Here is a 25,614-nt window from a genome sequence, read left to right on the forward strand (position 1 = left end):
GAAATGAATGAGTGATGCGTTGGCTCGCCAGCGGGCGAGGGCTGAGGATCATAAAGAAATCCCCCGCCCTTTCACAGCATAAAATATCGCTGGATAGCAATGACACGCTAGTCAGTAGCATGTCATGCCACCCATAATTACCCAATTAGTTATAGATTCGATTTCAATCCATGACTGGAATGCCGGCTTTTGCCTCTGCCTGCCGGGCGATGGCCTCCGTCATCCCCTGGAAGATGAAGAGGTGAAACGGCAGCATGGCAAGCCAGTAGGCCAGCCCCCAGGCCCCCTGCGGATGCCAGTGGGCCGTCACCCGCAGCCGGGTCAGGCCGGACTCCAGGGGCTGGATGTTGAACTCCAGCCGACCGACGCCGGGGGCCTTCATGTTGAACAACAGATCCAGCCTGCGTCCTTCATCCACCCCGAGGATCTGCCAGGAGTCCAGCATGTCCCCCTTCACGAAGCGATCCGGGTTGGTGCGCCCCCGGGTCCGGGCCGGGCCGCCGATCAGATGATCCATCCATTCGCGCACCACCCACAGCTCGTTCATGTAGAAGTAGCGCTGCTCACCCCCCAGTTGCTGCAACACCTGCCACACCACCTCGGGGGCGGCGAGGCAATCCGCCTCCCCGCTGGCGGTGCGGTCGTAGAAGCCATATTCGGGATGGCGCCAGCGCAGACCAAGGGGCGTCTCCTCCCCGTGCTGCTCGGCACCGAGCCTCTGCTCCAGCGCCAGGCTCTCCGCCAGCGCCTCGTCGAAGCTGAGCAGATGCTGGGGCAACAGGGCGCGCAAGGGGCCGTCATCCGCCGGGATGTCGTGCTTGAGCCCCCCCACCAGCGCCTTGGCGATGGGTTGGGGAACCGAGGTGGCGAACTGCAGCCACCAGGCGGAGAGCCGGGGGCTCAAAAAGGGGATCGGAATGATGGGGCAGCGTTTGCCGATATGGGCGGCGAATTTTTGGAGCTGCTGCTGGTAGCTGAGCAGCTCGGGGCCGGCCGCATTGAAGATCTGGCCATCCACCCCGTCGGCTTCCACCAGCCCGCCCAGATAGTGCAAGAGGTTGGAGAGGGCGATGGGGGGCGTGCGGGAACGCACCCACTTGGGCGTCACCATCATGGGCAGGTTGTACACCAGATCCCGCATCACCTCGAACGCCGCCGAGCCGGGGCCTATGATGATGCCGGCACGCAGCTCTACCGTGGGCACCCCTGCGCTGCGAAACAGCTCCCCACAGTAGCGCCGGGAGTTGAGGTGGCGACTGTTGCAGGGCTCGGGCTGGATGGCCCCGAGATAGACGATGCGGCGCACCCCGGCGGCACGGGCGGCGGCGGCGAAGTTTTTCACTCCCTGCTGCTCCAGCCGGTGAAAACCGGCCCCCGCCCCCATGGCGTGTACCAGATAGAAGACGGTGTCGACCCCCGCCAGCGCAGGGGGCAGGGTGGCAGGCTTGAGGCTGTCGGCGAGGCGAAACGCCACCCCCTCCGGCAGACGGCAGGGACGACGGGCCCCGGCGATGACCCTGTACCCCAGACCCTGCAGATGAGGCACCAGGTAGGATCCTATGTACCCGGCAGCTCCCATCACCAGACATGTGCGCATCGGCTCTTCTCCCTTGGTTGAGCCAACACCATAGGGCAAAGCGGGGAATTACAGAATGGCGGCCAATAAAAAAGGCACCCGATGGGCGCCTTTTTCAGAATTCTTCAGAAGCAAGATTACTTCTTGGAGGTCAAGCCACCGAAACGCTTGTTGAACTTGTCTACGCGGCCGCCGCTAGAAACTTCTTTCTGCTTGCCGGTGTAGAACGGGTGGCACTCGGAGCACACGTCCAGGTTCAGATCTTTACCGATGGTAGAGAAGGTGTTGATGACGTTACCGCAAGAGCACTTGGCGGTGATGGCTACATAGTCAGGATGGATACCAGCTTTCATGGACAACCTCAATTATCAGGCCGTGTCGCCATCCGATCTCTTGTCGGACACCACACGATTGTTGAACACAGTTTCAAAGGCTGCGAATAATATAGGAAACGCCTGAGATCAGGCAAGTGGCTTCGCAGAAAAAATAGGCAACCCCTGGTGAATTCTTCCCAAACGCTGGATCTGGTTCGTGTGGCTGTGCCGGTGCCGTTACGCCGTCATTTCGACTATCTCTCTCCCCTGCCCTTGCCTGCCCCCGGTTGCCGGGTCGAGATCCCGTTCGGCCCGCAGACCCTGGTTGGTCTGGTGGTGGATCACCCGACCGAGAGCCAGGTCCCCCGCAACAAATTAAAACCCTTGAAGAGGGTGCTCGACAGCTCCCCCGTGCTGGGGCCCGACATTCTGGCGCTGATGGCCTGGAGCGCCGGTTACTACCAGCACCCGCTGGGGGAGGTGCTGCCCCACGCCCTGCCGGTGCTGGTGCGCAAGGGGGAGCCCGCCGCCTATCGGGAGCTGGAGTTCTGGTTTGCCACCGAGGCCGGCATGGCCATCGACCTCAACGAGCTCAAGCGGGCGGCCAAGCAGCAGCAGGCCCTCGCCCTGCTGCGCAAGGGGCCGCAGACCCCCTCCACCCTCAAACAGGAGGAGATCCAGAGCGCAGCCCTCACCGCGCTGGAGAAGAAGGGACTGCTGGAGAAGCGCTCGCTGGAGCCGAGCCATGATGGCGATTGGGCCACTCGCTTCGAGCCGGGTGAGGGGCTGCGCCTCAACGGCGAGCAGGCGCTGGCGGTGGCCGCCGTCACCAGCCAGAGCAACAAGTTCGGAGCCTTCCTGCTGGACGGCATCACGGGCTCCGGCAAGACCGAGGTTTACCTCAGCATCCTCGAGCCCCTGCTCAAGGCGGGCAAGCAGGCGCTGGTGATGGTGCCGGAAATCGGCCTCACCCCCCAGACCATCAACCGCTTTCGCCGCCGCTTCAACGTGCCCGTGGTGGCGATGAACTCCGCCATGAACGACCGGGAGCGGCTCGATGCCTGGCTCGCCTGCCGCGACGGTGGTGCCGCCATTCTGATCGGCACCCGATCCGCGGTGTTCACGCCGTTCAAGGACCTCGGCATCATCATCATCGACGAGGAGCACGACGGCTCCTTCAAGCAACAGGACGGCTTTCGCTACCACGCGCGGGATCTGGCGGTGATGCGGGCCCATCGCGCCGGCATTCCCATCCTGCTTGGATCTGCCACCCCGTCGCTGGAGACGCTGCACAACGCCCGTAGCGGCAAGTATCACCACCTCACGCTCACTCGCCGCGCCGGCAACGCCCAGACTGCTCGTCAGGTGATCCTGGACATCAAGAACGTGCGGCTGCAGGCCGGGCTCTCCCCCCAGCTGGAGCAGCTGATGGCAGAGCATCTGGCGGCGGGCAACCAGGTGATGCTGTTTCTCAACCGCCGGGGCTATGCGCCGGCACTCATCTGCCACCAGTGCGGCTGGAGTGCCGCCTGCGAGCGCTGTGACGCCTGGTACACCTGGCACCAGGCCGGGCGGCGGCTGCACTGCCATCACTGCGACAGCGTGCGCCCGCTGCCCCATCACTGCCCTGAGTGTGGCAGCAGCGAGCTCATCGGCTCCGGGGTCGGCACCGAACAGCTGGAGCAACTGCTCGGCACCGTGTTCCCGCAATATCCGGTGGTGCGCATCGACCGGGACAACACCCGCCGCAAGGGGGAGCTGGAGACGCACCTCGGCGACATCAAGGCGGGCAAGTACAAGATCCTGATCGGCACCCAGATGCTGGCCAAGGGCCACCACTTCCCGGACGTGACCCTGGTAGGGCTGCTGGATGTGGATGGCGCCCTGTTCAGCGCCGATTTTCGCGCTGCCGAGAAGCTGGCCCAGCTCTACACCCAGGTGGCGGGCCGGGCTGGTCGCGCCAGCAAACCGGGGCTGGTGGTGCTGCAGAGCCACCATCCCGAACACGCCCTGCTGCAGGATCTGACCCAGAACGGCTATGGCCACTTCGCCGACACGGCGCTGAAAGAGCGCCGCCTGCTGGGGCTGCCACCGTTCAGCCATCAGGGACTGTTCCGGGCCGAGGCCAACGGCCGCGACGAGGTACAGCTGTTCCTCAGTCGCCTCGCCGATACCCTGCGCAGCGCCCGCTATCCCCAGGTGCAGGTGCTGGGGCCCATCAGCGGCTTCATGGAGCGCAAGGCGGGCAAGTTTCGCATGCAGCTACTGGTGCAGGGGCCCAGCCGGGCACCGCTGGCCCAGTTGCTCGACTGGGCGGTGAAGGAGCTGGAGGGGTGGCCCGAGACCAAGCGGGTGCGCTGGAGTCTGGATATCGACCCCACGGAACTGAGCTAGCGCGGCTCTGCCAGCACGGCCTCCGCCAACACCCTGGCCTGTTCCAGAGCCAGAGGCTGCTGATAGCTGTGGGCCATCACTACGGCCCCTTCCAGCAGCAGGCATAATCCGGTGGCCTGCACCTCGGTGCATTCGAGGGCCTCCCTGACCCAGTTCAGCAACGCCCGCTTGTGGGCCACCACCAGCTTGCGCACCGGGTGGCGAGGATCGGAGAACTCGGCGCTCGCGTTGATGAAGTTGCAGCCGTAGAAATCGCTGCGGCCAAACCAGTCGGCAAAACCCTCGAACAGAGCCTGCAATCTGGTCTCCCGGCCCGATACCCCCGCCATCCTGGCGTCCAGCAGGGCAAAAAACTCCGCATCCCGCGCCATCAAGACGGCTTCGATCAAGGCATCCTTGGTGGGGAAGTGGCGATAGAGGGTGCGTTTGGTACTGCCCGCCTCGGCCCAGATGCGATCGATGCCGGTGGCGTGAAAGCCGTGACGATTGAACAGCCGATAGGCTGTCGTCATCAGCTGTTGCCGTTTTTCGCTCATGGTGACTTTCCTCTTGAAGTACACCGATCTGTCTACCTAATGTCGCAGGCTGGATCAAGTGATCCGGCACAGACAAGGAGACAGGAGATGGAAACAAGACGATGGCGAAGTGCCTGGCTGGCAGGGCTCGGTGCCTGCCTGGCCATAATGTTGCTCGGCTGGCTGGACATGAGCTGGCAGTCGACCCTGTTGATGGCACCGTTCGGGGCAAGCTGTGTGCTGCTCTTTTCCCTGCCGGACAGTCCGCTGGCCCGTCCGCAGAACGTGCTGGGAGGCCATCTGCTATCGGCCACCGTGGGGTTGGTGGTGCAATTGCTCCCGCTACCGATGGAGCTCAAGCTGGCGCTGGGTGTGGGCCTGTCCATTGCACTCATGCAGGGACTGGGGCTGATCCACCCACCCGCCGGAGCCAATCCACTGTTGATCCTGCTCACCACCCAGTCCTGGCCTTTCCTCTGGCAAACAGTGCTGCCCGGCGCCTTGCTGCTGATCATGGTGAGCCATTGCGCCAGGCGGCTGCAAACGTCACGGCTCACAACCACATAAACAACGAGGGGGCCAAGGCCCCCTCGTTGTTTAATAGCAAGGCAAAGATGGCTTATTCGGCGATCTGGGAGACCCCGGTCAGGCGCACCTCGACCCGGCGATCCGGGGCCAGACAGGCGATCATCTGCGCCTTGGCGCCATCCGGGCAGCTGCCCCCGGTCACGGGCGAAGACTCTCCCCGCCCTTCGGCACGCACCTTGTCGGCAAACAATCCCTTGGCGATGAGATAATCCGCCACCGTGCGGGCACGCTGTTCGGAGAGGGACTGGTTGTAGGCCTCCGAGCCGATGCGGTCGGTATGACCGATCACCGTCGCCACCCCGTCTTTCGGATTGGCCGCCAGGATCTGGGCAAACAGGTTGTCGAGGGCCTGGCTGGCGGCTGGCTTCAGGGTCGCCTTGTTGAACTCGAACAGCACATCGGAATCCAGGCTGAACTGTTTCTCCACCAGCACGGGGGCCGGGGCGGGCGCAGGTTCGGGCGCAGGCGTTGGTGCCACCGGCTCGTCGCCGATCTGGCCGAAGCGATAAAGCATGCCGACCGACAGCAGGCCGTTGTCCATCTCGATGCCTGACTCGTCGAGGGAAGTCTTGCCCAGGGGCGTGGTGTACTGGTATTCGAGGCGGGCGGCCCAATCCTTGTCGATGGCGTATTCGACCCCCAGCGCCCCGACAAAGGCGGCACCATGATATTTGTTGCCCTCATGGGATTCGGAGAGGCTGCTGGTGCCATCGCTGGCCCTGACGTTGAGTGAGCTCTCGGTCCAGGCATAGGCCCCCCCGAGACGGCCGTAGATATCCAGTGCCGAGGTTGCAGGCAGGATGATCTTCATGGTGGCCTGCACCATCTGGGCCTTGGCCTCGCCATCGAGTGCGAAATCAACCCCGTTGCCCGAGTAATGCTTGTCCACCTGATACTTGCCGAGCCAGTCATAGCCGAGCTCAATCGCCACGTTTCTGTTCACCTGATAACCGGCAAACAGCCCCAGACCGAGATCATCGCTGTTCTCGTTCACCTTGGTCGCATCGAACAGCTCTTCGACCTGAGCGTTGTAATCCACCCCGTAATAATTTGACCAGCCGGCCTTGCCGCCGACATACCAGGTGTTGTCCTGGGCGGCAGCCTGCACCGTCCCTGTTGCCATCAAAGCGCCGATCAGGACGGCGAGCATAGATCTGTTCATGGATGAGCCCCTGCAATGAATTGTTATGACGCGGCTGCGTCTCTCTTCCCTGACGGGGCCCTGAACCCAAGCCCCGCATTCAGATTATCCCATCTGCAACCAGCCTCAAACGACCAGGGACTCAGGAGTGTGATATTGGCGACATTATCAGCCACCGTGATCCCAATCATGGGGGCCGACGCGTTGCCCATAAAAAAACGAAGAGCCGGGCTCTTCGTTTTTCATCTGGCAAGGGGATGGCTCCCTGCTCACTGGCTGCCCTGGCTCGCCAGGAACAGGCGGTAGGCGGGATCCTCGCTCACCTCTTTCCAGCCGTAGCCAATCTCGTGCAGGTAGTCGTGGAAGGCGGCCACGTCCTCGTCCGGCAGCTCGAAGGCGCAGAGCACCCGTCCGTAGTCGGCGCCGTGGTTGCGGTAGTGGAACAGGCTGATGTTCCAGCGGCAGCCCAGGGTCTCGAGGAAGCGCATCAGGGCCCCCGGCTGCTCCGGAAACTTGAAGCTGTAGAGGCGTTCACCGAGGGGCCGGGCCGGGCGGCCGCCAATCATGTAGCGCACGTGGTTCTTGGCCAGCTCGCTCTCGGTCATGTTGACCACCGGATAACCGTTGCCGCCGAGTTGATCGATGATCTGGCCCAGCTCCTCGTCACCGCCGGTGAGGCGCACCGAGACGAACAGCGACGCCTGCTCGGCATCGGCGTAGCGGTAGTTGAACTCGGTCACCATGCGGGGCCCCAGCTGACGGCAGAAGTCGAGGAAGGCCCCCTTGCGCTCGGGGATGGTCACCGCCAGCATGCCCTCGCGCTTCTCGCCGATCTCGCAGCGCTCGGAAACGTAGCGCAGGCTGTGGAAGTTGACGTTGGCGCCGGACAGAATGGCCGCCATCCGCCCCCCTTTCACCTGCTCTCGCTCGCTGTAGGCTTTGAGGCCCGCCAGGGACAGGGCCCCCGACGGCTCGGCGATGGCGCGGCAGTCATCGAAGATGTCTTTGAGCGCGGCGCAGATCTGGTCGTTGGAGACGGTCACCACCTCGTCCAGATACTGGTTGCACAGGCGGAAGGTCTCCTCGCCGATGCGCTTGACCGCCACCCCGTCCGCAAACAGGGAGACCCGGTCCAGATTGACCGGCTCGCCGGCCGCCAGCGCCGCCTTGAGGCAGGCAGAGCCTTCAGCCTCCACCCCGATCACCTTCACATCCGGCAGCAGCTGCTTGATGTAGACCGCCACCCCGGCGGCCAGGCCGCCGCCGCCCACCGGCACGAAGACGTGGGTGAGGTGGGTATCCTGCTCCAGCAGCTCCTTGCCGATGGTGCCCTGGCCGGCGATCACCTCGACGTCGTCGAACGGCGGGATCAGGGTGTAGCCCTCCAACTCGGCGAGGCGGCGGCTCTCGCCGTAGGCCTCATCGAAGCTGTTGCCAAACAGCATGACGTTGCCGCCCTGACGGCGCACCGCGTCGATCTTGATGTCCGGCGTGGTCTTGGGCATCACGATGATCGCCTTGATGCCGAGCTTGGCGGCCGACAGGGCGACCCCCTGGGCGTGGTTGCCGGCGGAGGCGGCGATGACGCCGCGCTCTTTCTGCTCCTGGGTCAGGGTGGCGATCTTGTGGTAGGCGCCGCGCAGCTTGAAGGAGTGAACCGGTTGCAGATCCTCCCGCTTCAGGCTGACGTGATTGCCGAGCCGCTCGGAGAGTTTCTTCAGGGTTTGCAAGGGGGTGACCCGCGCCGCCTCGTAGACGGGGGAGAGCAGCACCTTGCGTAGATAATCCGCCGCAGAGACCATGGTTTATACCCCCGTCTCGTGGCGAAGGGCGCGCAATGCGCCCATATCATGACAGTTCATCCTCTCACTCCCCCAGCAGGGTGCGATCGCGCACCGCGCCCTTGTCGGCGCTGGTGGCGAACATGGCGTAGGCGCGCAGGGCAAAGGAGACCTCGCGCTGACGATCGACCGGTTTCCAGCCACGGGCAGAGACGGCGGCGCGACGGGTGGCCAGCACGCTGTCGGCCACCTCCAGCACCATGCTGCGGGCCGGGATGTCGATGTTGATGATGTCGCCATCCTCCACCAGACCGATAGTGCCGCCAGAGGCCGCCTCCGGGGAGACATGACCGATGGAGAGACCCGAGGTACCGCCGGAGAAGCGACCGTCGGTGATGAGGGCACACGCCTTGCCCAATCCCATGGATTTCAGATAGGTGGTGGGATAGAGCATCTCCTGCATGCCGGGGCCCCCTTTCGGGCCCTCGTAGCGGATCACCACCACTTCACCGGCTTTCACCGTGCCGTCCAGAATGCCGCTCACCGCGCTCTCCTGGCTCTCGAATACCCGGGCCGGGCCGCGGAAGGTGAGGTTCTCCTCGTCCACCCCGGCGGTCTTGACGATGGCCCCGTTGAGGGCGAGGTTGCCAGCGAGGACCGCCAGGCCACCTTCCTGGCTGTAGGCGTGATCGAAGGAGCGGATGCACCCCTCGGCGCGGTCCAGATCCAGCTCGGGCCAGCGGCAATCCTGACTGAACGCCTTGGTGGTACGGATGCCGGCAGGGCCTGCACGGTAGAAGTCGTGAACCCCCTTGTCATTGCTGCGGCTGACGTCATATTCGGCCAGCAGCTCCACCAGGGAGGTGCCCAGCACGTTGCGGGCATCGCCGTGCACCAGGCCCGCTTTTTCCAGCTGACCCAGGATGGCGACCACGCCGCCGGCGCGGTGCACGTCTTCCATGTGGTACTTCTGGGTGGAAGGCGCCACCTTGCAGAGCTGGGGCACCTTGCGGGACATGCGGTCGATGTCGGCCATGGTGAAGTCGACGCCCGCCTCCTGGGCTGCCGCCAGCAGGTGCAGCACGGTGTTGGTGGAGCCGCCCATGGCGATGTCGAGCGCCATGGCGTTCTCGAACGCCGCCTTGGTGGCGATGTTGCGCGGCAGTGCCGAGGCATCGTCCTGCTCATACCAGCGCTTGGCCAGAGTGACGATACGCTGGCCCGCCAGCTTGAACAGCTGCTCGCGGTCGCTGTGGGTTGCCAGCAGGGAGCCGTTGCCCGGCTGGGAGAGACCCAGTGCCTCGGTCAGGCAGTTCATGGAGTTGGCGGTGAACATGCCGGAGCAGGAGCCGCAGGTGGGGCAGGCGCTGCGCTCGATCTGATCGCTCTGTGCATCGGAGACCTTGGGGTCGGCGCCCTGGATCATGGCGTCCACCAGATCCAGCTTGATGATCTGGTCGGAGAGCTTGGTCTTGCCCGCTTCCATGGGACCGCCGGAGACAAAAATGACCGGGATGTTGATGCGCAGGGCGGCCATCAGCATCCCCGGGGTGATCTTGTCGCAGTTGGAGATGCAGACCATGGCGTCGGCGCAGTGGGCGTTGACCATGTACTCCACGGAATCGGCGATGAGCTCCCGGGACGGCAGGGAATAGAGCATGCCGCCGTGGCCCATGGCGATGCCGTCATCCACGGCGATGGTGTTGAACTCCTTGGCGACGCCGCCGGCGGCCTCGATCTCCCGGGCCACCAGCTGGCCCAGATCCTTGAGGTGGACGTGGCCCGGCACGAACTGGGTGAAAGAGTTGACCACGGCGATGATGGGCTTGCCGAAATCCTGATCGGTCATGCCGGTGGCACGCCAGAGGGCGCGGGCCCCGGCCATGTTACGTCCGTGGGTGGTGGTGGCGGATCTCAACTTCGGCATTGTCTCTACTCCCTGAATGCCCCTGGGGCGCATTGTCTTTCAACATGAATGTGTGATTCGCGGATCGGGAATCGATCCTGGTGAAGGCACCTCGGGGAGCCTTCACCGGAAGCGACTCGGGGAGGCGTGACGCCTCCCCGCTCTCATCAGTCGTTGACCGGCGTCAGCCAGCCCCACTTGTCTTCGGTCTTGCCGTTGAACAGGCCGAAGAAGGCGTTCTGCAGCTGCTCGGTCACCGGGCCACGGCAACCGGCGCCCACCTTCATCCGATCCACCGAGCGTACCGGGGTCACCTCGGCCGCCGTGCCGGTCATGAAGATTTCGTCTGCGACGTACAGCGCCTCACGGGGCAGCGCCTGCTCGCGTACCTCGTAACCCAAGTCGCGCGCCAGCGTCATGATGGTGTCGCGGGTGATGCCGGGCAGGATGGCGGCGGTGGCGGGCGGGGTGAACAGCACGCCGTTCTTCACCAGAAACAGGTTCTCCCCCGCCCCTTCGCTCAGATAGCCGTTCACATCCAGCGCCAACCCCTCGGCGAAGCCGTTGCGCTTGGCCTCGCGGCTGATGAGCTGGGAAGAGAGATAGTTGCCCCCCGCCTTGGCACCGGTCGGGATGGTGTTGGGAGCGAGCCGGTTCCAGGAGGTGACGCACACATCCACTCCGTTTTTCAGCCCCTCTTCTCCGAGGTAGGCGCCCCAGGGCAGGGCCGCGACCATGAGGTCGGCCTTGGCATCCAGCGGCGGATGCAGCCCCAGCCCCACGTTGCCGACAAAGGCCAGCGGGCGCAGGTAGCCGCTCTTCAGGCCGTTCTCGCGCACCACGGTGCGGCAGGCTTCATTCACTTCGGTCTCGCTGTAGGGGACGTCCATCCAGTAGATCTTGGCGGAGTCGAACAAGCGGCGGGTGTGCTCCTGCAGGCGGAAGATGCAGGTCCCCTTGGGAGTGTCATAGGCCCGCACCCCCTCGAACACCGAGGAGCCGTAGTGCAGGGCATGGCTCATGACATGCACCTGGGCATCCTGCCAGGGGACCAGCTTGCCGTTGAACCAGATGTATTGGGGGTGGGCGGCGGATTGGGAAGGCTGTGACATTGGCTTGGCTCCTTAAGCTCTGATCCGGGGTTGCTGTTCCAGTGCATCGACCCGGGAGACATCCACCAGCTTCACCAGCTGGCTCCACAACTGCTGGATGGGACGTACCGATTCGACAGTAACCGTGATCCGCAGCTGTTGGCAATCCTGCTCCATGTTGAGGGCGCAGAGATTGAAACCGCGGTGACGGACCACCCGCAGCACCCGTTCCATCACTTCGGGTCTGGGTTGGGCATGGATTTCCAGGGTGCTGGTATTGAGCTGGTTCATGGGCGTTGCTCCATCATCTTGTGGTTGGCGACTCCTGGCGGAACCAGGGGCCAGACATTTTCTTCCTCTGAAATAGCCACATGCAGCAGATAGGCACTCTCGCTCGCCAGCAGGCGATCCAGTGCCGGACCTATCTCTTCCTTGCATGTGATGGTCTCGCCGGGAATGCCGAAGGCGGCAGCCAGGGCGACGAAATCGGGGTTGTCGGACAGATTGGTCTCGCTGTAGCGACCGTCGAAGAACAGCTCCTGCCATTGGCGCACCATGCCGAGGCGCTGGTTGTCCAGCAGCACCATCTTCACCTTGAGCCGGGCACGGCGGATGGTGCCGAGCTCCTGCACGTTCATCATGAAGGAGCCGTCCCCGCTCACCAGTACCACCTCGTCATCGGGGCGCGACATCTTGGCGCCGATGGCGGCGGGCAGGCCGAAGCCCATGGTGCCGAGGCCGGCACTGGACAGGTGGTTGCGCGGGCTGGTGAAACGCATGTGCTGGGCCACCCACATCTGGTGCTGACCCACGTCGCAGGCCACCACGCTGGTGTCAGGCAGCTGGCTTGAAAGCTCTTTGAGCAGGGCCGGGGCGTAGATGGCCTGACCCGGATGGTCGTAGCGGAAGGCGTATTCCCGAGCCATGGTGGCGCAGTGCTCGCGCCAGGGGTCGAGGGTCAGCGTCATCGCCAGGGCGGGCAGCACACGCTTGAGATCCGTGGTGATCCCCACATCGGCGGCGCGACGCTTGCCGAACTCGGCGGCGTCCACATCCAGGTGGATCACCTTCGCCTCGGGGGCAAACTCTTCCAGCTTGCCGGTCACCCGATCATCGAAACGGGCGCCCACCACCACCAGCAGATCGCACTGCTGTACCGCCAGGTTGGCGGCCTTGGTACCGTGCATGCCGAGCATGCCCAGATAGACGGGGCTGTCGGGGTCGAGGGCACCTATCCCCTTGAGGGTGGTGACCGCCGGCATCCCCGTGGTGGCGGCAAAGTCGCGCAGCTGCTGCTCGGCATTGGCCATGCCCACCCCACCACCGACGTAGAGTACCGGACGCTCGGCACCGGCCAGCAGGGTGCGGGCGACCGTCAGCTCGGCCGGATTCAGGGGCTCGGGTTCCTCCACGGCAAACAGCGGGCTTTGAGAGGGAACGGCGGCCAGCTGCACATCCTTGGGCAGGTCGATGAGCACGGGACCCGGACGCCCTTCGGTGGCGATGGCGAAGGCTTCGGCAATGACCCGTCCCAGATCCGCCGGGTCCGTCACCATGAAGGAGTGCTTGGTGCAGGAGAGGGACATGCCGAGCACGTCCACTTCCTGAAAGGCATCGGTACCGACGGCGGCGCAGGGCACCTGGCCGCTGATGGCCACCAGCGGTACCGAATCGAGCAGTGCCTCCGCGAGGCCGGTGACCAGGTTGGTGGCGCCGGGGCCAGAGGTGGCGATGCAGACCCCCACCTGACCGGAAGCGCGGGCATAACCCACCGCAGCCATGGCGGCACCCTGCTCGTGGCGGCAGAGCTGATGGGCCAGGCCACCGTCATACAGGGCGTCATAGACCGGCATGATGGCCCCGCCCGGGTAACCAAACACCTGGGTCACACCCTGTTTCTTGAGAGCCTGTACCAAAAACTGCGCGCCGTTCATGTGGAAAATCCTGTCCTTTGGTCGAAAAAAAACCCCCGGGCCGTGAGGCTCGGGGGTCGCTTGTTTCGTTCTGTCCGGTGGTGGGTCTATCCCTTGTTCCGTGCAGCCAAACGAGCCCCGAGCGGTGAGATAATAATCACCACTAGGACCACAATAATGCTGACGAAACGGGAGGCCATGTTCATAGTTACAACCGGAAATCCTGTGAAATGGGAGCGGAGCTTGCCGCGAATGGCTATTAGAACTAGCACGGTGATTTTTATTGGGCAAGCACTTTTTACCTGACAAGACTCTGATTTTAACTGCTCTGAAACCTGACAACTGGAACAAAAAACTAATAAAAAACGGTTAACCAGCATATACATCAAACCAAGGACGGTATTTATGTCATTAGCTGTTGTTTATAGCCGTGCCAGCCTGGGGATAGCGGCGCCGCAAGTCACGGTGGAGGTGCACCTCTCCAACGGCCTGCCCGCCTTCAACATGGTGGGGTTGCCGGAAACCTCGGTGAAGGAGTCGCGGGATCGGGTGCGCAGCGCCCTGCTCAACGGCAATTTCGAGTTCCCGAGTAAACACATCACGGTCAACCTGGCCCCTGCGGATCTGCCCAAAGAGGGGGGCCGCTTCGACCTGGCCATCGCCATCGGCATTCTCGCCGCATCCAAGCAGATACCCGCAGAATACCTGCTCGATCACGAATTTTTAGGGGAGTTGGCCCTGACGGGCGAGATCCGCCCCGTGCTTGGGGTGCTCCCCTCGGTGCTCGCCTGCCGCGACGCAGGGCGCACCCTACTGGTCCCACGGGAGAACGGTCCGGAGGCTTCCCTCATACAGGATGCCGAGGTGCGCACCGCCCACCAGCTGCTGGCGGTCACCGCCTGGCTGGCGGGCCAGTACGAACTACCGCTGCCGGAACCCCAGAGCGCGGAGACCCTGCCCGACGTGCCGGATCTGCAGGACGTGATCGGTCAGTCCCAAGCGAAGCGGGCGCTGGAGATCGCCGCAGCCGGCAGCCACAACCTGCTGTTCATCGGCCCCCCCGGCACCGGCAAGAGCATGTTGGCCAGCCGCTTGCCCGGCATTCTGCCGCCGCTCAGCGAACAAGAAGCGCAGCAGACCGCCGCCATCCACTCCATCGGCGGCCTAACCCCCCGCGCCGGCCACTGGCACCACAGGCCGTATCGCACGCCCCATCACAGCGCCTCGGCGGTGGCGCTGGTGGGCGGGGGTACCCATCCCAGGCCTGGAGAAATTTCCCTCGCCCACAACGGGGTACTGTTTCTGGATGAACTGCCGGAGTTCGAGCGCAAGGTGCTCGACTCCCTTCGCGAGCCGCTGGAGACCGGGCACATCACCATCAGTCGTGCCGCCCGCCAGGTGGATTTTCCCGCCCGCTTCCAGCTGGTGGGTGCCATGAATCCCAGCCCCTGCGGCCATTATGGCGACGGCCAGACCCGCTCCAGCCCGGATCAGACCTTGCGCTATCTGGGCAAGCTCTCCGGCCCCTTTCTCGATCGGTTCGATCTGACGGTAGAGGTCCCGCTCTTGCCCAGGGGGAGCCTGACCGGCAAGGCGGAGCGGGGGGAATCGAGCCAGCAGATACGCGAACGGGTGCTGGGGGCGCGAGAGCGCATGCTGAGTCGCAGCGGAAAACTCAACAATCTGCTGGATAGTCGTGAAATCGAAGATGTTTGCAGATTATCGCCACAGGATGCCGAGTTTCTGGAGGGTGCAATCCAGAAGCTGGGGCTCAGCATCCGGGCCTGGCACCGCATCCTGCGGGTATCGCGCACCATCGCCGATCTGGCGGGACACGCCACCATCGAGAGAGCGCATCTGATCGAAGCCCTGGGCTATCGTGCCATGGACAGGCTGTTGTCACGGCTGCGCGGGGGCCAGTGAGAGGGGGAACGGCAGCAGCCACCTCCCGACCCGGAAAGGGCGCCACCATGGTCTAGTCGTGGGCCGGCTGATATTATGGCAACAGATCTGACCACTTGGTTGCCATCCACCGATACGAAGACGGATTCCACCATGCCCAACAAGCTGATAGAGCGACTGCGCGGCAGCCTCTCGACCCTGCTCTATTTCATCAACACCCTGTTCTGGTTTGTCCCCGTCCTGCTGCTTGGCCTCATCAAGCTGCTGCTGCCCTTCAAGGGGGCGCGACGTCTCTGCAACACCCTCCTGGACGGCTGCGCCACCCACTGGATAGGTTTTAACAATCTGATCCAGAAAACCATCATCAACACCCCTTTCGATGTGGTCGGAGTGGACAAAGGGCGCCGGAATGAGTGGTATATGGTGATTGCCAACCATCAATCCTGGGTCGACATACTGATACTGCAGCGGATTTTTAATCAAAAAATCCCCTTCCTGAAGTTTTTCCTCAAGAAAGAACTGATTTGGGTACCTTTTCTCGGTCTGGCATGGTGGGCACTCGACTTCCCCTTCATGCGACGTTATTCCCGCAAGTTCCTGGAAAAACACCCGCATCTGAAGGGAAAAGACATAGAGACCACGCGAAAGGCCTGTGCCAAATTCCGCCACATTCCGGTGAGCGTGATGAATTTCGTCGAGGGCACCCGCTTCACCGCCAGCAAGCACGACAAACAGGGCGCTCCCTATCGTCACCTGCTGCACCCGAGGGCGGGTGGCGTCGCCTTCACCCTGGCGGCCATGGGGGATCAGCTGCACAAACTGGTGGATGTCACCATCGCCTATCCAGGCGGCATCCCCAGCTACTGGGACTTCATGTGCGGTCGAGTCAGGGAGATCAAGGTTCGGGTCCGCTTTCTGCCGATCGAACGCAATCTGGTGGGGGATTACTTCAATGACCCCGAGTTCCAACAAGAGTTTCAGCAGTGGCTGAACGGGATCTGGTGCGAGAAAGACCAGACCCTGGGCCAGCTACTGGCGGACAAGACGCAGTAAGACACTCATGCTAAGCCTGCTCCCCGGCCCCCTGGTGCTGCTCATCAGCACCGGCCTGGCCATATTGTTTACCGCCCTGTGCGCCAGCCTGATCCTGCTGGTGTCCCTGGCCAAGCTGCTGCTCCCCGTGCCGGCCTTCGGTCGTGCCTGCAGTCGCCTCAACAACCGTTTCATGCGCCTGTGGCTCGGCTGCAACGCCCTGGTGATCCGCCTCACCACCCGCATCGACTGGCAGGTGGAGGACGACACCCGGCTACGCAAGGATGGCTGGTATCTCATCATCAGCAACCACCTGAGCTGGACCGACATCGTCGTGCTGGGCCATCTCTTCCGCGACCGGCTGCCGGTGCCCAAGTTCTTCATGAAGCACGAGCTCATCTACATCCCGCTGCTGGGGCTCGCCTGCTGGGGGCTGGACATGCCCTTTATGCGCCGCTATTCGAGAGAGTTTCTGCTGCGCAATCCGCACCTGCGGGGCAAGGACATCGAGACCACCCGCAACGCCTGCGAGAAGTTTCGCCACATCCCCACCACCGTCATCAACTTCGTGGAGGGGACCCGCTTCACCGAACAGAAGCGTGACGCCTCCCGCTCCCGCTTTCGCCACCTGATGCCGCCCAAGGCGGCCGGGCTCGCCTTCACCCTGGCGGCCATGGGCGATCAGTTCGACAGCCTGATCAACGTCACCATCAGCTACCCGGACAACACCGAGACCCCCTTCAAGGACTTCCTGATGGGGCGGATGAAGCGCATCCGGGTGCGGATCGAGGAGCTGCCGGTGGACGAGCAACTGGTAGGGGATTACTTCAACGACAAGCAGTTCAAGCGCGGCTTCCAGGAGTGGCTGAACCAGCGCTGGCAGGAGAAGGACGAAATACTGGAAGGCTGGCAGCGGGCTCAGGCGCCCATCCCATTGACCGCCAAGGAGAGCGCCGACGCCAGTTCGGGCAGCTGATCCTCGCTGAACACGGCGATGCCGTGGCGGCGCAGCAGGGCGGTGGTCTTGCCCTCGCCCGCCACCGAGACCCCTTCGAAGCGGCCGTTGTAGATACGGCCGCTGCCGCAGGAGGGGCTCCCCTCTTTCAGCAGGGCGAAGCGAATGCCCTGCTGCTGGCAGAGCGCCAGCGCCAGGGCGGCGCCGCGATCGAACTCGGTCGTCACATCCAGCCCGCTTTCGGTGACTACAGACTCACCCTGCCGCTCGGCGGGTGGTCGCGGGGTCGGCAGCCCCCCCGCCACCTCGGGACAGAAGGCCAGCACCCGCCCCTCGGCGCCCAACTCGGCCAGCCAGTCGCTGATGATGCCCTTGCTGCGGCCGTCGTAGCGCACCGGCTGGCCCAGTAGACAGGAGCTGACTAAGATTTTTTCCTTCACACCTGTGCCTTATGAATTTTATTAAAGCCAACCCACCCGGTACTTTTTGCTGTTTCAACAATGAAATCCATATCTATTAGATCGCCATCGGGCAGTAGCTCTTCACTAATTTCTATAGAGCCATAAAAGCACTGTTCATGGTCTGCCCATCCGACAGCAGCAAGAGTGTAAACTTGCATTCCTTCATGCAAACGAAGCCCTGAAAATGGTGCGAAAGGCAAGTTAAGCTCTTTGGAACCACTGCAAAAACAGGTCTTATCTACATCCCGCACAATTAATGAAAGCTTCACTTTGTAATTCATAGCAATAGCGCTCTCTTCATGCCTCAGCCCCGTTCATCACCTGATCGAACATCACGCAGCAGGGGCTCTCCAGCCGGTAGAGAATGGCGGGCCGCTGCTTGCCGGTACGCTTGCGGCCGGTGTCCGTCAGGATGTCGGCCCGGTGGATCCGCTTGCGAAACGCCGCCGTGTTCATGGGGGTCTGCAGGATGATCTCGAAGGCGCGCTGCACCTCGGAGAGGGTGAACTCCGACCCCAGCAGGTGCAGCGGCAAGGTGCTGTAACGGCTCTTGATGCGCAGCCGCTCCAGCCCCATGGCGATGAGCTGGGGATGGTCGAAGGCGAGTTGCAGGTTGGGCAGGTCATCCAGAGGGTGCCAGCAGCCGCGCACGGCGCCGGCCTCGGGCTCCGCCAGGCACAGGTAGACGAGGGTGGTGGACCAACCCCGGGGATCCCGCTCCAGGTTGCCGAGGGTGCAGACCTGCTCGCTGTAGCACTGCGCCAGCCCCCACTGCGCCAGCAGGCGGTGGCGGGCGGCATCCAGATCCCGATCCCGGGTCTCGTCGATGCGCAGGGCCGGCAGCTGCCAGCAGTGGGCAAAGGGGGGGCGATCCCGGGTTTCGAGGAGCAGTTCGAGCCGCTCCTCGCGCAACCGCAGCACCACCATATCCAGACTCATTCTCGGCATCCTGGTCGACATGCTCGCCTTCTAATAATGTTTGGTAGATAATATCACAAGAATATTATGTGCAGGAGTCACCCATGGGAACCATCGCCAGCCTGGATATTGATGCGCAGAAGGGGTTTACTCCGCTCTGTCCGAACGAGCTGCCCGTCGCAGGCGGGGATGATATTGTGGCGGCGCTCAACGCCCAGGCCGCCCTCGCCACCCTGCGAGTCGGCAGCAAGGACGCCCACCCCGCGAACGCTGCCTGGGTCGTGAGCGAGCCGGCCGCCATGCTGCAACCGCTGGATCTGCCCAACGCCGACCTCACCTGGCCGGCCCATTGCGTGCCGGGCACCCCTGGCTTCGAGCTGCTCGACGGCCTGCCCGCCCCCATCGACTACGACTTCTTCGTCTGGAAGGGGGTCGAGCCGGATCTGCACCCCTATGGCGCCTGCTACCACGACCTCGCCGAGCGTCGCAGCACCGGGCTCATCGAGTTCCTGCAGGCCCGCGGCGTCGCGACCGTGCTGGTCGGCGGCCTCGCCACCGACTACTGCGTCAAGACCAGCGTGCTGCAACTGCTCCGCGCCGGCTTCCGGGTCATCGTCCACCTCGATGCCTGCCGCGGTATCGCCCCCGAGACGATCGCCCAGGCCCGTGCCCAGATGATCGAGGCCGGCGCCGAGCTGGCCCAGACCCTGGCCGATGTACAACGCCTGCTGGACGCCTGATATGCCCCCGATCCTCAACAGCCTGCTCGACACCGATGCCTACAAGCTGCACATGCAGCAGGCTGTGTTCCATCGCTACCCGGATGCCGAGGTGGTGGCCGAATTCCACAGCCGCAACGAAGAGGATCTGCTGCCCATGATGGGCGAGATCGAGGAGCAGCTGCGCCTCGCCGGCTCCCTGCGGCTGACCCGACCCGAGCTCGATTTTCTGGCCGAGCGCCCCTTCTTCACCCCGGATTATCTGGATCACCTGCGCCGCAAGCCGCTGGATGCCTCCCTGCTCAAGGTGTTCGAGCAGGATGGCCGCATCAATGTGCGGGTCGAAGGGCCCTGGCAGGACGTCATCCTGTGGGAGATCCCGGTGCTCGCCATCATCAGCGAGATGCGCAACCGCTTCCGCTACCCCCAGTTCGGCGTCAGCCAGGCACTGGAGCGGCTCGACCAGAAGATCGACAAGCTGGAACGGGAGCTGAGCCGGGAGGAGATGACCGAGTTCAACCTCATCGACTTCGGCACCCGCCGCCGCTTCTCCCATGCGGTGCAGGATGCCGTGGTGGGCCGCCTCCAGGATCGGCTGCCGGCGTTTCGCGGCACCAGCAACTACCAGCTGGCCCAGAAATACCGGCTGCCGGCGGTGGGCACCCAGGCCCACGAGTGGTTCCAGGCTCACCAGCAACTCGGCTTCCCGCTGGAACTCAGCCAGCGCGCGGCCCTCACCAGCTGGCTGGACGAGTTCACCAACCACCTCGGCATCGCCCTGACCGACTGCATCACCATGGATGCCTTCCTGCGCGACTTCGACTTCGAGCTGGCGAGCCGATATCAGGGGTTGCGCCACGACTCCGGTGACCCCGTGGTCTGGGGCGAGAAGGCCATCAGCCACTACCAGCGCCTCGGTATCGATCCCGCCACCAAGACGCTGGTCTTCTCCGACGGCCTCGACCTCGACAAGGCAGTCCGGCTGTTCCGCCACTTCAGTGGTCGCATCAACACCAGCTTCGGCATCGGCACCAAGCTCACCTGCGATCTGCCAGGCGTCACCCCGATGAACATCGTCTTCAAGCTGATGGAGTGCAACGGCGGCCCGGTCGCCAAGATCTCCGACAGCCCGGGCAAGACCCTGTGCCGGGACGCGGACTTCATCCGCAACCTCAAGCAGGCCTTCCACGTCGGGGTATAAGACGCCTTTTTGAGTGTCCCATCTTGCGCACTGCGCCGATGGCCCCCTACCATGACTCACCTGAAAGGTCCGGCCCCCGTCGGACCTTTCGCTTGTTCGAACGCCAGACCACAAGGAACCACTCATGACCTCCAGATGGATATTCGCCCTCACCACCCTGCTCGCCAGCCTGAGCGCCGTCGCCGCCGAACCGCTGCGGGTCTCCGCCATCCCGGACGAAGCCCCCACCGAGCTGCAGCGCAAGTTTGCCCCCCTGGGTGACTACCTGGCCGAGAAAACAGGCCGCGAGGTGGTGTTCGTGCCGGTCAACGACTACGCCGCCGTGGTCGAGGCGCTGGCCGCCGGCAAGCTGGACATGGCCTGGCTCGGGGGCTTCACCTATGTGCAGGCACACCGCCGTGCCGACAAGGTGGTACCCCTGGTGCAGCGTCAGGAAGATGCCCAGTTCACCTCCAAGTTCATCGCCAATGCCGACAGCGGCATCAAGACCCTGGCCGACACCAAGGGCAAGGACTTCGCGTTCGGCTCCCCCTCCTCCACCTCCGGTCACCTGATGCCACGCCACTTCCTGGCCGAGCAGGGCATCAACCCGGAACGTGACTTCGCCCACGTCGCCTTCTCCGGCGCCCACGACGCCACCGTCGCCTGGGTCGCCTCCGGCAAGGTGCCGGCCGGTGCGCTCAACGCCTCCGTGTGGGAGAAACTGGTGGAAGAGGGCAAGGTCGACACCACCAAGGTCAAGGTGATCTGGACCACCCCGACCTACTTTGACTACAACTGGACAGTACGCGGTGATATGGATCCGGCCCTGCAAGAGAAGATCAAGCAAGCCTTCCTCAGCCTGGATCCGGCGGTGCCCGCCCAGGCCGAGATCCTCAAGCTGCAACGCGCTACCCGCTTCATCGAGACCAAGCCCGAGAATTACCTGGGCATCGAAGCCGCCGCCACCCAGGCCGGCCTGCTGAAGTGATCGCCGTCGCGCTGGACGGGGAAGGATTGCGGCTCGGCCAGAGCCGCATCCTGCAGCCGTTCAACCTGCAGATAACGGCAGGCGAGTGCGTGGCCATCATAGGGCCGAGCGGCGCGGGCAAGACCAGCCTGCTGCGGCTGCTCGGCACCGAGCTGCGCGGCGAAGGCAGGCTCACCCTCTGGGACCAGGATCCCTGGACCCTCTCCACCCGGGACCGCCAGCGGCTGCGCAGCCGGATCGGCATGGTCTGGCAGCAACCGCCGCTGCCCGCCTCCCAGCAGGTGGTGACCGCCGTGCTGGCCGGCCGGCTCGGTCAGTGGTCCCTCGGCCGTTCCTTACTCTCCCTGCTGCGCCCCTGCGACCCCGAAGGCGCGCTAGCCGAGCTGGCGCGCCTCGGCCTCGCCGACAAGTGGCAACAGCGCTGCGGCGAGCTCTCCGGTGGCCAGTTGCAGCGGGTCGGCATCGCACGGGTGCTCTATCAGCAGCCGGATCTGATCCTGGCGGACGAGCCCGTCTCCGCCCTCGATCCCGTGCTCGCCCAAGGCAGCCTGGATGCCCTGCTGGCACAGGCCCGCGCCCGGGGCAGCACACTCATCGCCAACCTGCATGCGGTCGAGCTGGCGCTCGGCCGTTTCCCCCGCATCATCGGCCTGCGGGAGGGGCGAGTGCTGTTCGACTGTCCGGCGGCGGCCGTCACCCCGGCCATGCTGGCCGAGCTCTACGCCGGTGATGACGAGGCGGCGGCGTGTTCAATTTGACTAGCCGCTGGCGCCATCCCCTGCCCTGGTTGCTGCTGCTCATCGGCTACAGCCTGTGGCAACAGGCCGACGGCTGGCTCGGCCTGTTCGACGGCCAGAGCTGGCGGCAGATGGGCAACTTCCTCGCCACCAGCTGGCCGCCCCGCATGGATCGGGACTTCCTCGTCCTGACCCTGACCGCGACCCTGGAGAGTCTGGCGGTGGCGACATTGGGACTGGCGGGCGCCCTGCTGCTCGGCGTGCCGTTCGCCCTGCTCGGCTCCCGCGCCCTGTCGCTGGCCGAACTGGGGCCGGTGCCCAGCCCGCTGCGCGGCGCCTTGCGGGCCCTCTCGCGCCTCGTCGCCATCGTGCTGCGCAGCCTGCCCGAGCTCATCTGGGCGCTGCTGTTCGTGCGTCTGTCGGGGCTCGGGCCGCTCGCCGCCATCCTGGCCATCGCCGTCAGCTACGGCGGCATGCTGGCCAAGGTCTACAACGAGATCATGGAGAGCGGTGCCCTGCAACCGGCCCGCGCCCTGCTGCTGGGCGGTAGCGGCCGGCTGCAGGCGCTCTGGTACGGCGTGCTGCCTGCGGTGCGTCAGGAACTGCTCTCCTACACCGTCTACCGCTGGGAGTGCGCCCTGCGCGCCTCCGTCATCATGGGCTTCGTCGGCGCCGGCGGGCTCGGTCAGCAGCTCGAACTCTCCCTGCGCATGTTTGCCGGTGGCGAGGTGGTGACCCTGCTGCTGGCCTTCATCCTGCTGGTGACGCTCGCGGATGGCCTCAGCGCCTGGCTGCGCCACAGCCGCTCCCCCGGCCTGCTGTTGCTGATCTGCCTGGGGCTGGCCGCTGTCCTCGCGCTGTATCAGCTCGACTGGCGCATGCTGAGCTTCTCACTGGGGGGCCTGGGCACCTTCCTGGGGGAGTTTTTGCGACCGGACTGGTCATGGCCCTTCCTCAAGACAGTGGCTATGGGCCTGCTCGATACGGTGCAGATGGCGCTGCTAAGCACCCTCTTCAGCGCCCTGCTGGCCCTGCCGCTGGCCTGCCTCGCGCGCCACTGCTGGCCGCTGCGGCTGCTGTTCAACCTGCTGCGCTCCGTGCCCGAACTCATCTTCGCCAGCCTGCTGGTGATCGCGGTCGGACTGGGGCCGGTGGCGGGCATACTGGCGCTGACCCTGCACACCACCGGGGTGCTGGCGCGGTTGTTCGTGGAGACCCTGGAGAACGCGGATCCCGCCCCTCGCCTCGCCTTGCAGCTGAGCGGGGCCGGCCCTACGGCCTGCTTCTGGTACGGGGTGTTCCCCCTGGTGGCGCGCCAGTGGCTGGCCTACAGCCTCTATCGCGGCGAGATGAACCTGAGGGCCGCCACCATACTCGGCGTGGTTGGCGCCGGCGGCCTGGGACAGCAGCTCTATGTCTCGCTCAGCCTGTTCCGCTACGACCAGACCGCCACCCTGCTGCTGGCCATACTGCTGCTGGTCTGGCTGGCGGAGGCCCTCAGCCGCCGCACCCGTTTGCCTCGCCCGGCCCCCAGCCAGCGGGATTGCCAGATCTGAGGCCCGCCTTACATGGCCCTGATAAACAAAAAGCCCGCCGGTTTGCACCGGCGGGCCTTTTTTCACGAGGTCAGTCTGGATCAGTCTTTCTTCGCCAGCAGGAATTGCACCAGCTGGTTGAACTGTTCCTGGGAGGTGATGGATTCGATTTTCACCATGTACTTGCCGTTCACCAGGAAGGCCGGCACGCCGCGCACGTTGTAGCTCTCGGTGTTGCGGTCGAACTGGGAGACCATGCCGGAGACGGCGAAGCTGTCGACAGCACCGTCGAACTCCTCGGCCGGCACGCCGTTGTCCACGAAGATCTGCTTCACGTCACCACGGCTCTGGGGGATCTGGCGCTGGGTGTGGATCTTGTCGAAGATGGCCGGGGTCAGCTTGCCTTCCACGTTCAGCAGATTGGCGACGGCGTAGGCACGCTGCATCTCGGGACCCATTTCACGGCCCAGGAAGGCCACCGGGTTCTTCTTCATCGGCACGCCTTCCGGCAGGCTCTTCTTCAGATCCTCGGCAATCGGCTCGAACTTGGCGCAGTGCGGGCAGAAATAGGAGAAGAACTCCATCACTTCCGGCTGGGCGCTGCCGGTCTGGCTGACCACGTCATAGTTGACACCTTCCTTGAATTGCGGGGCGGCGTGAACCATGGGGATCATCAGCATGGCAGCGAGGAAAAATAGTACTTTTTTCATGACGTTTCCTGTTAAGGGATCACTGTGAGGCACGCCCGGCGAACCGAAGCAGTCCAAGCCTATTGCCTCACCCTCGTGCCGTCAATGGCAAAGGCAGACAGGCGGGACCGCCATCCCGCCTCCCACGGGCACCTTGCCGCTGTGGCAATGGTGCGGGCGACACCACCAGCGGACGCCCCGTGGCGTGGCGATCTGCCGGGTTCACGCCCCTACCACTGCGGCATCAGGCTGAGCGGCGGGGCCTTCAATGCCTCGAGCTGATCATGCAGGGTCGCAATCTGCTGGCGCCAGTAGTGTTCGGTGTTGAACCAGGAGAAGTGGCGGGGGAAGGCGGGATCTTCCCAGCGTCTTGCCAGCCAGGCCATGTAGTGGACGATGCGCATGGCACGCAGCGGCTCGATGAGCGCCAGCTCCCGCGGGTCGAACTCCATGAACTCCTCATACCCCGCCAGCAGGGTATCGAGCTGGATCTGCTGCTCATGACGCTCCCCGTTCAGCATCATCCAGAGATCCTGGATGGCGGGGCCGGTGCGGCAATCGTCGAGGTCGACAAACAGGGGGCCGTCACGCCACAGGATGTTGCCCGGGTGGCAGTCCCCATGCAGGGAGATGCGCGCCACGTCCAGGGTCATGGCGTCGCATACGTGCCGGATCAGCTCGTCCAGCACCCCGAAGAAGGACTTGGCCAGCCCGCTCGGCAACCACTCGCCTGCCGCCAGCAACTGACGCGGCTCGTGCAGCATGCTCTCCACATCCAGCGGAACCCGGTGATGAAAGGCATGGCTGGCACCGACGCTGTGAATGCGACCGAGGTAACGCCCCACCCACTCCAGCTGGTCCAGGTTGTCCACCTCGAACTGACGCCCCCCGACGCTCTGCCAGATGGCAAACGGGTAGCCCTGATGCTCCAGCAGGGTCTCGCCGGCAAAGGCAATGGGAGCGGCGACCGGGATCTCAGCTTCACAGAGGCGAGCGGCAAACGCGTGCTCTTCTAGGATCTGTGCCCGGCTCCAGCGACCGGGGCGGTAGAACTTCACCACGTAGCGACGGCGATCCTCATCCTGGAACTGATAGACGCGGTTCTCGTAACTGTTGAGCTCGATAAGGCCGGAGTCGATGCGCAAGCCGCTGAGATCGATGGCATCCATGATGAGATCGGGATTGAGGTCGGAATAGTTGAAACGCATGTCATCCACCATAGAAAAGGGGCGCTGTTGCGCCCCATTCTATCACCACTGTCTGCCGTTTCCGTGCA

Annotated in this window: 24 protein-coding genes; 10 read left to right on the forward strand and 14 right to left on the reverse strand. The window is 64.1% G+C overall.

The features are described 5' to 3' along the window. Nucleotides 1-163 precede the first annotated feature (163 nt). The gene (locus tag PG887_RS07565) at nt 164-1,597 is read right to left on the reverse strand and encodes a DUF2867 domain-containing protein (RefSeq protein WP_010676077.1); all 1,434 of its coding nucleotides are present in this window, start codon (nt 1,595-1,597) and stop codon (nt 164-166) included. 116 nt (nt 1,598-1,713) lie between these two features. Beyond that, complete coding sequence (gene rpmE, locus PG887_RS07570) at nt 1,714-1,929, reverse strand: 50S ribosomal protein L31 (protein ID WP_010676078.1); 216 nt, start codon at nt 1,927-1,929, stop codon at nt 1,714-1,716. Nucleotides 1,930-2,076: 147 nt separating this feature from the next. Between rpmE and priA the strand changes: the two genes are divergently transcribed. Beyond that, complete coding sequence (gene priA / locus PG887_RS07575) at nt 2,077-4,284, forward strand: primosomal protein N' (protein WP_270821422.1); 2,208 nt, start codon at nt 2,077-2,079, stop codon at nt 4,282-4,284. Here the strand turns inward: priA and PG887_RS07580 are convergent. Beyond that, a complete protein-coding gene (locus PG887_RS07580; protein ID WP_270821423.1) occupies nt 4,281-4,820 on the reverse strand; it encodes a TetR/AcrR family transcriptional regulator in 540 nt (179 codons plus the stop codon). The two genes, priA and PG887_RS07580, sit on opposite strands and share 4 nt — an antisense overlap. 87 nt (nt 4,821-4,907) lie before the next feature. On the opposite strand from PG887_RS07580, the gene PG887_RS07585 reads away from it, so the two are divergent. Then, nucleotides 4,908-5,366 (forward strand): HPP family protein, encoded by a 459-nt coding sequence (locus PG887_RS07585; RefSeq protein WP_420703384.1) that lies wholly within the window; start codon nt 4,908-4,910, stop codon nt 5,364-5,366. A 52-nt stretch (nt 5,367-5,418) separates the two neighbouring features. Here PG887_RS07585 and ompA read toward each other — a convergent pair whose 3' ends face one another. The 6 genes from ompA to ilvG all read right to left on the reverse strand — a co-directional run bounded on the left by ompA (nt 5,419) and on the right by ilvG (nt 13,240). Further along, nucleotides 5,419-6,549, reverse strand: a complete 1,131-nt coding sequence (gene ompA / locus PG887_RS07590; RefSeq protein ID WP_029314878.1) for a porin OmpA — start codon at nt 6,547-6,549, stop codon at nt 5,419-5,421. A 248-nt stretch (nt 6,550-6,797) separates the two neighbouring features. Continuing rightward, the gene (ilvA, locus tag PG887_RS07595; protein ID WP_010676083.1) at nt 6,798-8,330 is read right to left on the reverse strand and encodes a threonine ammonia-lyase, biosynthetic; all 1,533 of its coding nucleotides are present in this window, start codon (nt 8,328-8,330) and stop codon (nt 6,798-6,800) included. Nucleotides 8,331-8,394: 64 nt separating this feature from the next. Beyond that, nucleotides 8,395-10,236 carry a dihydroxy-acid dehydratase gene (gene ilvD, locus PG887_RS07600; RefSeq protein WP_160836760.1) on the reverse strand — a complete coding sequence of 614 codons (1,842 nt, stop codon included), beginning with the start codon at nt 10,234-10,236 and terminating at the stop codon, nt 8,395-8,397. 146 nt (nt 10,237-10,382) lie between these two features. Continuing rightward, complete coding sequence (locus PG887_RS07605; RefSeq protein WP_052815778.1) at nt 10,383-11,327, reverse strand: branched-chain amino acid transaminase; 945 nt, start codon at nt 11,325-11,327, stop codon at nt 10,383-10,385. Between the two features lie 12 nt (nt 11,328-11,339). Beyond that, the gene (gene ilvM / locus PG887_RS07610) at nt 11,340-11,597 is read right to left on the reverse strand and encodes an acetolactate synthase 2 small subunit (RefSeq protein ID WP_010676086.1); all 258 of its coding nucleotides are present in this window, start codon (nt 11,595-11,597) and stop codon (nt 11,340-11,342) included. After that, nucleotides 11,594-13,240, reverse strand: a complete 1,647-nt coding sequence (gene ilvG / locus PG887_RS07615) for an acetolactate synthase 2 catalytic subunit (RefSeq protein WP_039039681.1) — start codon at nt 13,238-13,240, stop codon at nt 11,594-11,596. Before ilvG ends, ilvM begins: the two co-directional genes overlap by 4 nt. 384 nt (nt 13,241-13,624) lie before the next feature. On the opposite strand from ilvG, the gene PG887_RS07620 reads away from it, so the two are divergent. The 3 genes from PG887_RS07620 (at nt 13,625) to PG887_RS07630 (ending at nt 17,129) form a co-directional block, all read left to right on the forward strand. Then, the gene (locus PG887_RS07620) at nt 13,625-15,142 is read left to right on the forward strand and encodes a YifB family Mg chelatase-like AAA ATPase (RefSeq protein ID WP_270821424.1); all 1,518 of its coding nucleotides are present in this window, start codon (nt 13,625-13,627) and stop codon (nt 15,140-15,142) included. A gap of 132 nt (nt 15,143-15,274) precedes the next feature. Then, the gene (locus tag PG887_RS07625; protein ID WP_104454974.1) at nt 15,275-16,174 is read left to right on the forward strand and encodes an acyltransferase; all 900 of its coding nucleotides are present in this window, start codon (nt 15,275-15,277) and stop codon (nt 16,172-16,174) included. A gap of 7 nt (nt 16,175-16,181) precedes the next feature. After that, nucleotides 16,182-17,129, forward strand: a complete 948-nt coding sequence (locus tag PG887_RS07630) for an acyltransferase (RefSeq protein WP_052815773.1) — start codon at nt 16,182-16,184, stop codon at nt 17,127-17,129. Here the strand turns inward: PG887_RS07630 and PG887_RS07635 are convergent. The 3 genes from PG887_RS07635 to PG887_RS07645 are packed head-to-tail and all read right to left on the reverse strand — an operon-like array spanning nt 17,072 to nt 18,517. Then, nucleotides 17,072-17,548 (reverse strand): DUF523 domain-containing protein, encoded by a 477-nt coding sequence (locus tag PG887_RS07635; RefSeq protein WP_104454975.1) that lies wholly within the window; start codon nt 17,546-17,548, stop codon nt 17,072-17,074. The genes PG887_RS07630 and PG887_RS07635 overlap by 58 nt on opposite strands. Beyond that, nucleotides 17,545-17,850 carry a hypothetical protein gene (locus PG887_RS07640; protein WP_143236902.1) on the reverse strand — a complete coding sequence of 102 codons (306 nt, stop codon included), beginning with the start codon at nt 17,848-17,850 and terminating at the stop codon, nt 17,545-17,547. The genes PG887_RS07635 and PG887_RS07640 overlap by 4 nt, the downstream gene beginning before the upstream one ends. A gap of 16 nt (nt 17,851-17,866) precedes the next feature. Next, the gene (locus PG887_RS07645; protein ID WP_104454977.1) at nt 17,867-18,517 is read right to left on the reverse strand and encodes an NUDIX hydrolase; all 651 of its coding nucleotides are present in this window, start codon (nt 18,515-18,517) and stop codon (nt 17,867-17,869) included. Between the two features lie 74 nt (nt 18,518-18,591). Here PG887_RS07645 and PG887_RS07650 point away from each other — a divergent pair, with 74 nt between their 5' ends. The 5 genes from PG887_RS07650 (at nt 18,592) to phnE (ending at nt 23,670) form a co-directional block, all read left to right on the forward strand. Next, entirely contained in the window at nt 18,592-19,227 is a 636-nt protein-coding gene (locus PG887_RS07650) for a nicotinamidase (protein ID WP_043153394.1), read from the forward strand. A gap of 1 nt (nt 19,228) precedes the next feature. Continuing rightward, complete coding sequence (gene pncB / locus PG887_RS07655; RefSeq protein WP_104452104.1) at nt 19,229-20,407, forward strand: nicotinate phosphoribosyltransferase; 1,179 nt, start codon at nt 19,229-19,231, stop codon at nt 20,405-20,407. Nucleotides 20,408-20,531: 124 nt separating this feature from the next. Further along, nucleotides 20,532-21,377: a putative selenate ABC transporter substrate-binding protein gene (locus tag PG887_RS07660; RefSeq protein WP_043153390.1), complete on the forward strand. Its 846-nt coding sequence runs from the start codon at nt 20,532-20,534 to the stop codon at nt 21,375-21,377. Beyond that, nucleotides 21,374-22,135 (forward strand): phosphonate ABC transporter ATP-binding protein, encoded by a 762-nt coding sequence (locus PG887_RS07665; protein ID WP_043153387.1) that lies wholly within the window; start codon nt 21,374-21,376, stop codon nt 22,133-22,135. Before PG887_RS07660 ends, PG887_RS07665 begins: the two co-directional genes overlap by 4 nt. Further along, nucleotides 22,123-23,670 carry a phosphonate ABC transporter, permease protein PhnE gene (phnE, locus tag PG887_RS07670; protein WP_109112443.1) on the forward strand — a complete coding sequence of 516 codons (1,548 nt, stop codon included), beginning with the start codon at nt 22,123-22,125 and terminating at the stop codon, nt 23,668-23,670. Before PG887_RS07665 ends, phnE begins: the two co-directional genes overlap by 13 nt. Before the next feature lie 80 nt (nt 23,671-23,750). Here phnE and PG887_RS07675 read toward each other — a convergent pair whose 3' ends face one another. Beyond that, a complete protein-coding gene (locus PG887_RS07675) occupies nt 23,751-24,359 on the reverse strand; it encodes a thiol:disulfide interchange protein DsbA/DsbL (protein WP_053287991.1) in 609 nt (202 codons plus the stop codon). A gap of 209 nt (nt 24,360-24,568) precedes the next feature. After that, the gene (locus PG887_RS07680; protein ID WP_039039688.1) at nt 24,569-25,558 is read right to left on the reverse strand and encodes a serine/threonine protein kinase; all 990 of its coding nucleotides are present in this window, start codon (nt 25,556-25,558) and stop codon (nt 24,569-24,571) included. Nucleotides 25,559-25,614 lie beyond the last annotated feature (56 nt).

This window comes from Aeromonas sp. QDB14 (genome assembly GCF_027707845.1).
Lineage (GTDB): Bacteria > Pseudomonadota > Gammaproteobacteria > Enterobacterales > Aeromonadaceae > Aeromonas > Aeromonas caviae.